We start from the raw sequence: 13,166 nt of genomic DNA, 5'->3' as shown, positions 1-13,166 counted from the left end.
AGTCTAAACGCCCAGATTTAGATCCCACTACTGATTTTAGCAATCGGCATCCGCCACCCGGTACCAAAAGCGCGATCGCTAATTTTCAAACCGGGAGGGGCTTGACGGCGTTTAAACTCAGCCCGCATAACTAATTTAACGACTTGTTGAACGATCTCAGAATCATGTCCGGCGGCAATAATTTGTGAAACAGATTCCTGCTTTTCCACTAATCGATGCAAAATATCATCTAAAATCTCATAGGGTGGGAGTGAATCTGAATCCATTTGACCCGGTTTAAGTTCAGCGCTGGCAGGTTTTGTTAAAATATTATTAGGAATAATCTCTTTATTTGAGTGCTGATTTAACCATTTGCAAATCGAATAAACTCGTATTTTGGGAACATCCGCAATCACCGCTAATCCCCCATTCATATCGCCATACAGCGTACAATATCCCACCGCCATTTCAGACTTATTTCCAGTTGAGAGTAACAGATGACCAAACTTGTTAGAAATTGCCATTAATAACGTTCCTCTAATTCGGGATTGAATATTTTCTTCGGCAATGCCAAATTCAGTTCCAGCAAACACAGGTTCTAAGACCTGATCGAAGGCTTTCATCGCCTCAGCAATCGCTAAAGTTTTCGTATTAATTCCTAAATTTTCTGCTAATTCTACCGCATCTGTAACCGAATGTTCAGAACTATAGGGAGAGGGCATTAACACCCCCAAAACATTCTCTTTACCCACCGCTTCTGCTGCAATAGCCGCAACTAATGACGAATCAATTCCCCCACTTAACCCCAAAACAACTTGAGAAAACCCACATTTTCGCAGATAATCTCGCACACCTAAAACCAACGCTAACCAGATTTCTTCATCCTCACTTTCAGGAAAAGAAGATTGAGGTTGATCGAGAGATTTAACCCAATCCGAAGTGATGACATCTCGTTTTTCAAGATCAAACTCAACCACCGTAAAATCGGTTTCAAATCCGGTTAAATACTGAACTAATTCACCTGTTTTATTAAAAACCAAACTAAACCCATCAAAAATTAAATCATCATTTCCCCCGACTTGATTGGCATAAATAATCGGGGTAGAATAACGTTTAGCACTGTGTCCAAGCATGGCTTGACGGAGTTTTTGTTTGCTGGCTTGGTAGGGAGAAGCAGACAAATTTACCACCAAATCAACCTCTTTCTCCGCCAGGGCTTTCATCGGATTACAAGTATAGTTTTGTCGCCCCCAAAATTCCTCGTCATTCCATAAATCTTCGCAAATTGTTACCCCAATTTTTAAAGATGAGGTAGAATTAGATAAGGTGAAATATTTGCTTTGTTTTCCGCCTTCAAAATAACGATCTTCATCAAATACATCATAAGTGGGCAGCAAACGCTTCTGAAAAAACTGCTGAACTTGGCTATTTTGAATTAATGCGGCACTATTAAATAAAGGCTTTTCACCTTGTTTTTCAAACTCAGAATTCGGTTGTACCGTTCCGACTAAAACTGTAAGTTCAGGGGGAATTTTTGCCGCTAAGACTTGTAATTCGGCGATCGCAGCCTCGATAAAACTGGGGCGGTTGAGCAAATCTCTAGGCGGATAACCCACCAAAGCCAATTCTGTTGTTAACAGGAGTTGACAACCCGCTTCTGTGGCTTGTTTGGCTGCATCAAGAATGCGTTGGGCGTTTCCGGTAATATCGCCGACAGTGGGATTGAGTTGTGCGATCGCAATTTTCATCATCCATCTCTGAAGTTGATTTCAACTCAAGTTTACTACTCAGAAATTGATTTTGGGAATGAGTCTGCTGGAAAGAAATTGAGTTGTCAGCGAGAGATTTCAATTAGGGTTCTGAGGGAACTGTAGAATCCTTCTCAAAGCTAACATCTTCATAGACATCAATCAAAGACACCGTTAAATTCAAACTTTCGAGAGGAAAACTGCCTTGACTGGGAGTATAGGTTTTAAAAATCCACTCTCCTTGCTTGTGGCGTTGGAAAATTTCGACTCGTTGATGTTTAGTATTAACTAAAACGTATTCTTCCAAACTATCTAGAGTTTGGTAATCGTTGAATTTATCTCCTCTATCAAAACCTTCGGTACTCTCAGAAAGCACTTCAATAATTAATTTGGGAAAGCGTTTATAGGTAGAAGTTTCTTGATCTCGGGTATCACAAGTAACGAGAAGATCAGGATAATAAAAACAGTTGCATTGTTCGAGACGAGCTTTTATATCCGCAAAATAAACACGACAGTTTGTTCCGCGTAGGTGAGTGCGAATCAGAGTAAACAGGTTTCCTGCAATTGTATTATGGGTGTCGGTGGTTCCTGCCATTGCGTAGATTTCGCCATCAATATACTCGTGTTTGATGGGGCTTTGAGTTTCGAGTTCGAGGTATTCTTCTGGAGTTAGGGAATGATGGTCAGACAGGGCAATCATGTTTTTTGTATTGATATTGATCAGTAAATATTTTAACGCCTTTTTGTAAGATAATAAACTTCCGACGAAACAGCACTTATAATATCAGAAAAATTTAACGCTCTCCATCTCACCTCTGAGGTAACTCTATGGTTGTGAATATCCAGAAGAAAATTAACCTCGCATTCATTGTGTTGGGCTGTTCGTTACCGTTGCTTTCTGCAAGTCCTAGCAACGCACAAACCTGTACAGAGGCAGAAATTCAAGCCAATATAGAAAATTTTCAAGCGGTTAATAGACTTTATGACCCTCCCTTTGGAAACGTCATCCAATGCCAAAAAGAGGCAGTTCAACCTTTAATTGTTACGGTATTAGATCAAAATAGTACGAGCAAGGTTCGCCGAATTGCCGCTTTTGCTTTGAGTCTGATCAAAGAGAGTTCACCCGCAGCAATTCAACCTTTAATTAAAGTCGTTGAAAATCAACAGGATGACTTGGAAGTTCGCCGAAATGTTGCCTTTACTTTGAGAACAATTGCAAAAGATTCACCGGAAACAATTGCCGTTTTTATTGATGTCCTCAAAGATCAACAAGATAATTTAGAAATTCGCAGCCATGCAGCAACTGCTTTAACAGAAATGGGTCACAATTCATCTGAAGTTGTTGATGTTTTGGTTAATGTGGTGAAAAATCAACAGAGTCATTTAGAACTTCGTAGCTATGTCCCCACTCTTTTAGAGGCAATTAGTTTTAATTTAATTGTAGAAAAAGGTCAAATTCCTAAACATAAATTAAATCAATTAATTCAAGCACTAAAGCCCGTTTTAGAGATTCAAGATGAGGATTTATTATTACCTCCTACCCTAAGAACGAATATCAATACTTTGCAGGCATCCCTTCAAAAGAAAATCTAATTTTAGGAGAGAGTGTATTTTATCCTGGAAAGTTAACCCTACTGATCACTAATCTTGGGGATTAAATGATAGTTTTCAACCCCCTTTTAATTGATTTAGTTATTAATTGAATGAAAGATTAACTCATCGGTTCAAAGTCAGATTTACTCACTCCACAAGTCGGACAAACCCAGTCATCTGGAATATCTTCAAATGCAGTTCCTGGTGCTATATCTGAGTCCGGGTCGCCCTCTTCAGGATCGTAAATATATCCACAGGTATTACACACGTATTTTTTCATAATTTAGTTAATCTCCAGTGTTCTCCGATTCAGTAAAACTCTAACAAAAACTACAGTTTCTAATATCTTTCTATGGAGAGATTTTTTATCGGGGAGTTTTATCGTTAACCTCTGAGAGATTGAGAGGAGGTTGTTTTGAGGGGGATATTGCCGAAATATCTAATGGTTCATCTGCTTTCAAACTGCATAAACGACGAGTCCAGATAACGGCAGCTAAACCAACAATAAGATTGGCGACACAAGCGGCTGCAAAAATACCATTTAACCCAAATAACCAACTCCCTAAATAGGCGAGTGGTACATATAAAATTACCATTCTAGATAACGTTAATATAACCGCAGGAAAAGGTTTGCCGAGGGCGTTAAAAGCGGCATTGGCGACGATAAAAATACCATAAGTTCCGTAACTAATGGGTACAACTGATAAATAACGAGTGGCAGTATTAACGACTTCAGAGTTCGTATCAAATAGAGTGATAATCTGTGCTGAAGTGGCTGAAAGGATAACCGCGATAAAAATTCCAAAGCCGATACAAAATAAATAGGATAAGTGCAAAGAACGATGTACTCGTCCATAGAGTTTAGCCCCCCAGTTTTGACCGACAAACGGCCCAATAGTCGCCGAAAGTGCCATAAATACAATTAAAGCAAAAGATTCAACCCGAGAAGAAATCCCAAATCCGGCAACAGCTTCTGGACTATAAGTTGCTAATAAACTGGTGATTATTCCGATAGAAATCGGAGTGATCATATTTGTAGATGCCGCAGGTAAACCCACATACAAGATCTCTTTCCAATAGTCCCAACAATTTCTCAGACAGGTCAGACTCCAGAGAATCATTCGTTCTCGGAAATGAAGAATGATTAAAGAGGCAATTAACGTTAAAGAACGACCAATAACTGTTGCGATCGCCGCCCCTTTTAACCCTAAACCAGGAATGAATGCCCAACCAAAAATAAACAGAGGATCTAAGACAATATTTACAATCGCCGCAAAAGTCATAATTAGACTGGGAATCTTGGTATCTCCTGCCGCCCGAATGGCACTATTTCCCACCATTGGAACGACTAAAAAAATCATGCCTGGATACCAAATTTGCATATAATCGTGAATGTAGGGCATGACTTCAGAACCTGCCCCCAAAAGTTTAAATAAAGGGTCAATTGTTGCCAATCCAATTAGGATAAAAATCCCCACAATCAGCAGAGATAATGTTAAACTATTAGTGGTTAATCGTTGTACTCGGTCACGATCCCCTTCACCAATCGCCCGAGAAATTACCGAAGCCGCCCCGGTTCCTAGTCCAATTGCTAAACTTCCCATCACCATAACCACGGGGAAGGTAAAACTCATCGCCGCGAGTTGAGTGGTTCCTAGTTGACCCACAAAATAGGTATCGGCTAAATTAAAGGCAATCACTGAGAAAACCCCCCAAACCATCGGTAAAGTTAGGGTGATAAGTTTGAGTCCGACAGAACCTTCTGTTAAGTTGTATCTGCGAGTTGGGGTTGATTGAGACATGAATCCTATTTGAGATGAGAGTTAGAGCAGGCTAGAAATGCGCCTTTATCAGTTAATATAACTGCGATCGCCAAATTTCGCATTCAAACTCAGTTCAGGGGAATCAGAAGCTTTTAAAAATTTTCTCAAGATAGATGACAAAAGTGATAATTTGTGTGTCTCTAAAGTTCTAGTTAAAAGTTTGACTTGAATTAAAAACAGCAAGGTGTTGACTGCCGTTTTTTAGAGTCCTAAACTGCCCTTACCCAATCGGTATAAATACCATCTTAATTTCTACCTTTAGGTTGTGAAATAAACGATATCACTTGTGCTTAAATAAGAGATTATGCCTCATTTGGGCTGAACAGGAGTTTTTTATGACATCGAATCAACATCAGGGACAACTGGTGATTATTGGCGGCGCTGAAGATCGAGAAGGCGATTGCAAAATTTTACGAGAATTTGTGCGCTGTGCGGGTGGAATTGATGCCAAAATTGTGGTGATGACGGTGGCAACTGAGTCACCCCGAGAAGTGGGTGAGGACTACATTCGAGTTTTTGAACGTTTGGGGATTCAAAATGTTCATATTGTTGATACAATCGAGCGAGAAGATGCAGAAACATCAAGAGCCTTAGAGTCTATAAATGAAGCTACAGGTGTCTTTTTTACCGGAGGAGATCAAGCCAGAATTACAGAAATTATCAAAGATACTGCTTTGCATCAAGCCCTATTAAAAAAATACACCGAAGGGTTAGTTGTTGGGGGAACAAGTGCAGGTGCAAGCATGATGTCTGCGAACATGATTTTAGAAGGAGAAGGACAGACTCATCCGCGTATTGAAATTGTGGAAATGGAAGCAGGAATGAGTTTTCTTCCAGAAGCAGTGATTGACCAACATTTTGCTCAACGGGGACGTTTAGGACGTTTAGTGACTGCGGTGGCGCGACATCCAGATTTAATTGGTTTAGGGATTGATGAAAATACGGCTATTGTTGTGCGAGATCATCAATTTGAAGTGGTTGGAGATGGAAGTTGTACTGTTGTAGATTTAAGTAAAATCACGCATAACAACATCGGAGAACTTTTAAAAGATGAAGGTTTAGCGTTGTGTGGAATTAAACTTCATATTCTGCCGGAAGGATATAAATTTGATCTCAAAAATCGTCAACCTTTAACTGAAAATAAAGTTGTTCAAACTCCTGAAATGGCAGTTTTGAATTAAGACAAAAGGGGGCAACGTCGCGCCCCCAAAGTTCACTTTTTAGGATTGATTATTATTGTTGAACTTTATCTTTCATCGGATCGGCAATATAGCGAAAATTCTCATCAGAATTCCACGGGCCGCGATGATCTTCTCCGTTTGTTGATAAGTTGTAGTAAATATCAACGGTTTCATCGGGTTGAATATTTCCGAAGAACGGATCAGTGAGTTTACCCATCGAATCTAATGCCTTCATAAACATTTTCGTATGAGAAATCTCCCGCGTTAACAAGTGAACTAAAGTTTCTTTGGTTTGGTTATCGGGTGCAACTTTAATCAAAGATTCGTAGGTTTGACGCGCACCTGCTTCGGCTGCAATATCTGCCCGCAAGTCACGGACAACATCGCCACCTTCGTTTAAATAAGCGGCTGTCCAAGCTTGTCCTTGAGAGTCTAGAAAATGAGGCCCTTTACCGCGTACTGCAAATAATGTACTCTTAAAAGCTTCAGTTTGATCCGCATTTCGAGTATGATTTTCAATCAGTCGGCCAATCATTTCTAGATGGCTAAATTCCTCAACGGCGATATCTTGCAACATATCCCGAATTCCTGGATCTTCGGTATGAAAAGACTGCACCCAATATTGTAAAGCAGCAGATAATTCACCCGTTGCGCCGCCAAATTGTTCTAAGAGAAGTTCGGCATAACGAGGATTCGGATCATCAATCTTGACATCTTTTTCGATTAGTTCTTTTTTATGAAAAAACATTAGGTTCTCCTTTCAACTAGATTATTTAAGACGATAAATGAATTCTGGAGTGCAAAAATTTGATTTTTTGTTTTTGCTCCTTCTCTATCTTATAAATCTCGCTCTAGAATGACCTTGATCTAAAGATAGACTCTCATTTAACCCAATCTCTATCTATCTATCTATCTATCTATTCTGCTGGCTATCAATGGGAATATCTTCTCCGTTTAAGACACAAATACAAGGGTTAACAATCTAGAATCGTTTTCGCATTGGGTGAAATGATCATTTCAAAATTCAAGGTTAAAATTTATATCAAAAGATAGATGAAAACTAACAAATTTCCAAATTAACAGGCTTTTAAGATCTGATTAAGTTAAATTGAATTCTATTCTAATCTTGATTTTATTTAAAATCCTGATCACTATTGTCAATTTCTAAAATTCAGTCTAGAATAAATTTAATTTTTATACACCCACTCAATTAACCCAGGGATCAATAATCTTCTATGTTAAAAGCCTATAAACTGATTAAAGATTTTGGATTAGAAGCAATCCCCTTATTAAAATTAAGGGAATCCTTACTAAACGATGCGAAATTTACCCAGAATTACTTAGTTTTAACCATTAGTTCTTGCTTGATTGCAACATTGGGTTTACTGATTAATAGTGCGGCTGTGATTATTGGCGCGATGATTATTGCTCCCCTAATGTTGCCCTTGAGAGGAATGCCTTTTGCTACTTTAGAAGGAGACTTAAAACTTCTCCGATTGAGCTTTACTTCTATCCTCGCGGCAACCTCAATATCAATAATATTTTCAGGATTAGTAGGTTTAATTATTCGCATTCCCGAATTTGGATCAGAAATTTTATCAAGAACCCAACCCACTTTAATTGATCTCTTAATTGCGATTGCGGCGGGCGGTGTCAGTGGGTATGCTAAAATTCGTCCTCAAGTTGGAGATGCCATTCCGGGAACCGCAATTGCCGTTGCCTTAATGCCTCCTCTTTGTGTGATTGGGATTGCAATTTCTCAGGGAGAATGGGATGCAGCGACTGGATCAAGTCTCCTCTATTTTACTAACTTAATCGGGATTAATCTAGCTTGTTTAGGCGTTTATGTTTTAGCCGGATACGCCAGAAGTAGTGAACTCGCTCGGACAATTTCTTGGGGCGTTTCCATCTTGTTAATTGTTCTGCTGACTATCCCCCTCGGAATTAGTTTTTTTCAACTGGTTAACCATGCCCAAGTTAATAACTCTATCCGCGAAATATTAGTCACTCGTTCTTTAGTTGATCGACCCGATATCGAGGTTGATAAAATTAGTATAAACTGGCGAAAAACAACACCAGAAGTCTTAGTCGTTGCCAGAACCGCTAATCAGATCACACCTGAAGAAGTCGCCATTGTCGAACAACTTCTTGAGCAAGAGTTAGCCCTGTCTTTAAAAGTGATCTTTGATGTCACTCCAGCTCGACTAATAGAATCAAATCAATCATCGATTACTCAGCCCTAGAATGATCAGGGTTCCTGTAAACGTTACTCAGAATCACCTATAATTATCGGTTAAACGAGAACAAAGACTTGATACTATCGCTTCCAAAAAACGATTTTACCGAGTTATTTCTCCCTCAATTCCGACTTCAGTAACTACCCGTTAACTCCTCATGGCATCGACTCAACCTTCCCCCCTGTCTGGCGATCGCATCTCAGTTCAAACTGCTTCAACTTGGCACACTCAAACCATTGAGGAAACATTGCAGTTGATCAACACTGACCCCAAACAAGGGCTAAATTCTCAGCAAGTTACCCAAAAACAGCAAGAATATGGTCTTAATGAAATTGAAACTACCGAGGGACGGCGACCCTTAGAAATTTTGTGGGATCAGTTTACCAATATCATGTTAGTGATGCTGATCGCCGTTGCGATCGTTTCAGCGATTCTCGATCTCCGCAACAACAACTTTCCCAAAGATGCGATCGCTATTTTTTCCATTGTCATTCTCAACGGCTTACTGGGTTATTTTCAAGAAAGTCGCGCCGAAAAAGCCCTAGCCGCCCTCAAAACCCTGTCTTCTCCGAAAGTGCGAGTATTGCGAGAGGGTGAAATGAGCGAGATTGAATCCCCCCAACTGGTTCCCGGCGATATTATTTTCCTCGAAGCTGGAATGCAAGTCGCCGCCGATGGACGTCTGATCGCAGCCCAAAACTTACAAGTGCGAGAAGCCACTCTCACCGGAGAAGCCGCCGCCGTCAACAAACGCGCCGAAACCCAACTCAGCGAAGACACAGCCCTCGGCGATCGCATTAACTTAGTCTTTCAAGGTACCGAAGTCGTCGGTGGACGGGGGACGGTATTAGTCACAGAAACGGGAATGAAGACGCAACTGGGACAAATTGCCGCGATGTTGCAGTCTGTCGAAACTGAACCCACACCGCTACAACAACGGATGTCGCAACTGGGAAATGTCTTGGTAACGGGTTCGCTGCTGTTGGTGGCGTTGGTTGTGGTTGGGGGAATCATTCGCACGGGGTTTGAATATTTTGAACATTTACTGGAAATTTCCCTGAGTATGGCGGTGGCGGTAGTTCCTGAAGGTTTACCTGCTGTTGTTACTGTTACCCTAGCCATAGGGACTCAACGCATGGTGCGCCGCAACGCCTTAATTCGGAAACTTCCTGCCGTTGAAACGTTGGGTTCAGTCACAACAATTTGTTCCGATAAAACCGGAACTCTCACTCAAAATAAAATGGTTGTGCAGTGGGTACGAACGCTTAATCATACTTTTTTGGTAACTGGTGAAGGTTACGCGCCCTGGGGAGAATTCCAACCCCTACATCAGTTTTCAGAAGATGAAGAAAACCCGCTTGAGAAACCGACATTAACCTCAGAACAACAACAAGAATTACAACCGTTATGTGTAGCGAGTGTGTTGTGTAATGATGCTCAACTCCAACATCAAAATGATACTTGGACAATACTCGGCGATCCGACAGAAGGCGCGTTACTGGCGTTAGGGGGAAAAGCGGGGATTTCCAAATCAACTTGGAACGAACAACTGCCTCGGATTAGTGAAATTCCGTTTTCTTCTGAACGCAAGCTGATGAGTGTGATTTGTCAGGATACTCACCGAGAATCGAGAACAGAAAATGCTCAATATCAGATTTTTACAAAAGGTTCACCTGAACTGATTTTACAACGGTGTGATCTCGTACAAACAGCGGGTCAAAGTATTACGCTTCAGCCGGAACACCGTCAACAAATTCTCGAACAAAATGACCAATTAGCCGCTAAAGGACTGCGAGTTTTGGGCTTGGCTTACAAACCCTTAGAAAAGTTTTCATCAGAACCAACTAACGCAGAAACCACAGAAGATCGGTTAATTTGGTTAGGCTTAGTGGGGATGTTAGACGCCCCTCGCCCGGAAGTTAAAGAAGCGGTTAAACGCTGTCGAGAAGCCGGAATTCGGCCGATAATGATTACCGGAGATCATCAGTTAACGGCTGTCTCTATTGCCCATCAGTTGGGGATTTCGGCCTCGGATGATCGGGTTTTAATCGGTCAGCAATTACAACAACTCACCCAAAGCGAACTTGAACAGGAAGTTAAACAAGTGAGTGTGTATGCCAGGGTAGCACCCGAACATAAGCTGAGAATCGTTCAGGCGTTGCAGAAACAAGGGGAATTTGTGGCGATGACGGGGGACGGCGTTAACGATGCACCTGCCCTCAAACAGGCGGATATTGGCATTGCTATGGGGATTACTGGAACGGATGTCAGTAAAGAAGCCAGTGATATGATCTTGCTGGATGATAACTTTGCGACAATCGTTGCAGCCACCGAAGAAGGACGGGTGGTTTATAGTAATATTCGCCGCTTTGTCAAGTATATTTTGGGGAGTAATATTGGGGAAGTATTAACCATTGCTGCCGCCCCGTTACTGGGTTTGGGAGAAGTGCCGTTAACGCCTTTGCAAATTTTATGGATGAACCTCGTTACAGACGGTTTACCTGCTTTGGCATTAGCCCTCGAACCTGCTGAAGCGGGAGTGATGAAACGTCCGCCCCACAGTCCCCGTGAGAGTATTTTTGCACGCGGGTTAGGTGTTTATATGGTGCGAATTGGCTTGATTTTCTCCATTCTCACGATTATCTTGATGATGTGGGCTTACGGGGCGGCACAAACATCAGGGGATTCAGGACGCTGGAAAACGATGGTGTTTACAACCTTGTGTTTGGCTCAGATGGGTCACGCTTGGGCGGTGCGTTCAGATACTCGTTTGACCGTGGAACTCAATCCGTTTTCTAATCCCTATCTACTGGCGGCCGTCAGTCTAACGACTATTCTACAATTAATGCTGATTTATGTAGAGCCGTTGCGAGAATTTTTCGGCACCCATTGGTTAAGCGGGACAGAGTTGGCTATTTGTATCGGGTTTAGTAGCTTGATGTTTGTTTGGATAGAAATGGAAAAATTAGTTAAACGTTGGTGGATAAACCGACAACAAAGCTGAAACTGGAAGGAAAAACTGGGTTTTTGTTCGAGGTTTTCACAAATCACCTCAAATCTGTAAACTGGTCACTGTAAAAACTGATAACTGTAAAACCTGGTGTCTAGAATTAGAATTTCCTCTTTTGCCCCCCGATGGTTTTTTGCGCTGGTTCCCTATCGAATTAGCGAAGGTTTGTTGATTAATTTGTTGCCGTTATTTGTCGTGCAAGTTGCGGGGGGAACCGTGACTGATGTGGGAAAAGTTAACTCTTTAGTTGCTTTTGCGGGGGTGATTGGTTTTAGTTTTTGGGGAAATCTTTCAGATCGAGTCAAACGCCGTCGCCCTTTTTTAATGATTGGAATTGCGGGGTTTTGTTTGTGTTTATTTGGAATGGGTTCGGGAGATAATGTTAATCAAGTTTTGAAAGCGTGTACATTGGGCGGGTTTTCGATGGCTGCGGTGATTCCTTCGGCGACGGCGTTAGTTATGGATACCGTACCTGAAGAACGAATTGGTGACTATTTTGGGCGATTTTATTTAATCGGCGGTTGGAGTTTTATTATTGCGTTAATTTTTGGCGGAGTTTGGCTCAGTGTTTCCCCAGAAATTTTCGGGATGACAGAAGCCATGCGAAGTTTATTTGTTTTAGCCGGAATTGGAACAATTTTGAGTTTAATTTTATGTTTTTTGTGGATCAAAGAACCTTCCCGTGAACCAATTAACCGCCAACGACAATTTACTCCCGCTTTACTCGGTCGTTTATCCGTGGGATTAATTGAACGACGGGTGTTATTTTATCCGGCTAGAAGTATTTATTTTGTTACCCGTCCGCAATTTTTTCAGCTGGTCGTTCAAAACTTAAAAACTACCCTGAGTTTGTATTATGCTTTTTCGGCTTTATTGTTTCTTTCAATTCAAATTATTTATATTCCGTTTCCTTTGTTTTTAACTGATATTTTAGGCGCGACAAACGATCAAGTTTTATGGATTACTCTCGCCCGTTCTTTGGTCGAAACCTATTGTTATCTTCGTGTGGGTCGGTTAGTTCAAAGCCGAAACAGTATTCATTTACAAGCTTGGGCGTCAGGGGTTAGGATTGGTATTTTTATTATATTAACCTTATTAGCGGTCTTTCATTCTAGTCAATATAGTTTAGCCATTATTACCTTGACTCACCTCTTAACAGGTTTAACTTGGGCGGTTATTGGGGTTTCTGGGACGACATCTGTAGCCCGACTTTCTCCGCGAGGTCAAGAAGGGGGAGCTATCGGGATTTATAATTCTGTTATTGGTTGTTCTGCGATTTTTGGATCATTGCTAAGTGTATTTTTAGTGGCAACTCAAGGCTATGGATTCTGCTTTGGCCTGGGTACAGTATTGATGAGTTTAACCACAATCTGTTTATGGGGGTTGGGAAGCGTTACACCGGAGGTCAGCCGACAGCAGTAAACCCGATTTTAGAAAAAATCTACCAAAATCTTTTAATTGATGTATAATCATCGATTAAGGCTAAATACCCCGCCCAATATAGCATGAAGGAGACGGCAACAAAGAATATGATCAAGAGTTGATGATAGAAGCAAATACTTCTCGATCAAGTTCGGTACTGCACGACACATAAG

Annotated in this window: 10 protein-coding genes; 5 read left to right on the top strand and 5 right to left on the bottom strand. The window is 41.2% G+C overall.

Annotated features, from left to right (window positions below; all coding sequences use genetic code 11):
- Nucleotides 1–17 precede the first annotated feature (17 nt).
- Together L8106_RS20650 and L8106_RS20645 are read right to left on the bottom strand one after the other, a co-directional pair.
- Nucleotides 18–1,727 (bottom strand): NAD+ synthase, encoded by a 1,710-nt coding sequence (locus L8106_RS20650; protein WP_009786386.1) that lies wholly within the window; start codon nucleotides 1,725–1,727, stop codon nucleotides 18–20.
- A gap of 103 nt (nucleotides 1,728–1,830) precedes the next feature.
- Nucleotides 1,831–2,427: a Uma2 family endonuclease gene (locus L8106_RS20645; protein ID WP_009786385.1), complete on the bottom strand. Its 597-nt coding sequence runs from the start codon at nucleotides 2,425–2,427 to the stop codon at nucleotides 1,831–1,833.
- A gap of 128 nt (nucleotides 2,428–2,555) precedes the next feature.
- Here L8106_RS20645 and L8106_RS20640 point away from each other — a divergent pair, with 128 nt between their 5' ends.
- Entirely contained in the window at nucleotides 2,556–3,320 is a 765-nt protein-coding gene (locus tag L8106_RS20640) for a HEAT repeat domain-containing protein (protein WP_009786384.1), read from the top strand.
- Nucleotides 3,321–3,438: 118 nt separating this feature from the next.
- On the opposite strand, the gene rd is transcribed toward L8106_RS20640, so the two are convergent.
- Nucleotides 3,439–3,600 carry a rubredoxin gene (rd, locus tag L8106_RS20635; RefSeq protein ID WP_009786383.1) on the bottom strand — a complete coding sequence of 54 codons (162 nt, stop codon included), beginning with the start codon at nucleotides 3,598–3,600 and terminating at the stop codon, nucleotides 3,439–3,441.
- An 85-nt stretch (nucleotides 3,601–3,685) separates the two neighbouring features.
- A complete protein-coding gene (locus tag L8106_RS20630; protein ID WP_009786382.1) occupies nucleotides 3,686–5,122 on the bottom strand; it encodes an MATE family efflux transporter in 1,437 nt (478 codons plus the stop codon).
- A 356-nt stretch (nucleotides 5,123–5,478) separates the two neighbouring features.
- Between L8106_RS20630 and L8106_RS20625 the strand changes: the two genes are divergently transcribed.
- Nucleotides 5,479–6,324, top strand: a complete 846-nt coding sequence (locus L8106_RS20625) for a cyanophycinase (RefSeq protein WP_009786381.1) — start codon at nucleotides 5,479–5,481, stop codon at nucleotides 6,322–6,324.
- A 52-nt stretch (nucleotides 6,325–6,376) separates the two neighbouring features.
- On the opposite strand, the gene L8106_RS20620 is transcribed toward L8106_RS20625, so the two are convergent.
- Nucleotides 6,377–7,072: a manganese catalase family protein gene (locus L8106_RS20620; RefSeq protein WP_009786380.1), complete on the bottom strand. Its 696-nt coding sequence runs from the start codon at nucleotides 7,070–7,072 to the stop codon at nucleotides 6,377–6,379.
- Nucleotides 7,073–7,559: 487 nt separating this feature from the next.
- On the opposite strand from L8106_RS20620, the gene L8106_RS20615 reads away from it, so the two are divergent.
- The 3 genes from L8106_RS20615 to L8106_RS20605 all read left to right on the top strand — a co-directional run bounded on the left by L8106_RS20615 (nucleotide 7,560) and on the right by L8106_RS20605 (nucleotide 12,993).
- The gene (locus tag L8106_RS20615) at nucleotides 7,560–8,567 is read left to right on the top strand and encodes a DUF389 domain-containing protein (RefSeq protein WP_009786379.1); all 1,008 of its coding nucleotides are present in this window, start codon (nucleotides 7,560–7,562) and stop codon (nucleotides 8,565–8,567) included.
- Between the two features lie 151 nt (nucleotides 8,568–8,718).
- Nucleotides 8,719–11,565: a cation-translocating P-type ATPase gene (locus L8106_RS20610; protein ID WP_009786378.1), complete on the top strand. Its 2,847-nt coding sequence runs from the start codon at nucleotides 8,719–8,721 to the stop codon at nucleotides 11,563–11,565.
- A 96-nt stretch (nucleotides 11,566–11,661) separates the two neighbouring features.
- A complete protein-coding gene (locus L8106_RS20605; protein ID WP_009786377.1) occupies nucleotides 11,662–12,993 on the top strand; it encodes an MFS transporter in 1,332 nt (443 codons plus the stop codon).
- Nucleotides 12,994–13,166 lie beyond the last annotated feature (173 nt).

It is taken from the genome of Lyngbya sp. PCC 8106 (assembly GCF_000169095.1).
In the GTDB taxonomy this organism is placed as follows: Bacteria; Cyanobacteriota; Cyanobacteriia; order Cyanobacteriales; family Microcoleaceae; genus Capilliphycus.
Note: the sequence above shows the minus strand (reverse complement) of the source record. Positions and strands in the feature narration are given on the sequence as shown.

Excerpts from the sequence above, each read along its gene's own strand:
- L8106_RS20650 (WP_009786386.1), bottom strand. The coding sequence starts at position 1,727 with ATGAAAATTGCGATCGCACAACTCAATCCCACTGTCGGCGATATTACC.
- L8106_RS20645 (WP_009786385.1), bottom strand. The coding sequence starts at position 2,427 with ATGATTGCCCTGTCTGACCATCATTCCCTAACTCCAGAAGAATACCTC.
- L8106_RS20640 (WP_009786384.1), top strand. The coding sequence starts at position 2,556 with ATGGTTGTGAATATCCAGAAGAAAATTAACCTCGCATTCATTGTGTTG.
- rd (WP_009786383.1), bottom strand. The coding sequence starts at position 3,600 with ATGAAAAAATACGTGTGTAATACCTGTGGATATATTTACGATCCTGAA.
- L8106_RS20630 (WP_009786382.1), bottom strand. The coding sequence starts at position 5,122 with ATGTCTCAATCAACCCCAACTCGCAGATACAACTTAACAGAAGGTTCT.
- L8106_RS20625 (WP_009786381.1), top strand. The coding sequence starts at position 5,479 with ATGACATCGAATCAACATCAGGGACAACTGGTGATTATTGGCGGCGCT.
- L8106_RS20620 (WP_009786380.1), bottom strand. The coding sequence starts at position 7,072 with ATGTTTTTTCATAAAAAAGAACTAATCGAAAAAGATGTCAAGATTGAT.
- L8106_RS20615 (WP_009786379.1), top strand. The coding sequence starts at position 7,560 with ATGTTAAAAGCCTATAAACTGATTAAAGATTTTGGATTAGAAGCAATC.
- L8106_RS20610 (WP_009786378.1), top strand. The coding sequence starts at position 8,719 with ATGGCATCGACTCAACCTTCCCCCCTGTCTGGCGATCGCATCTCAGTT.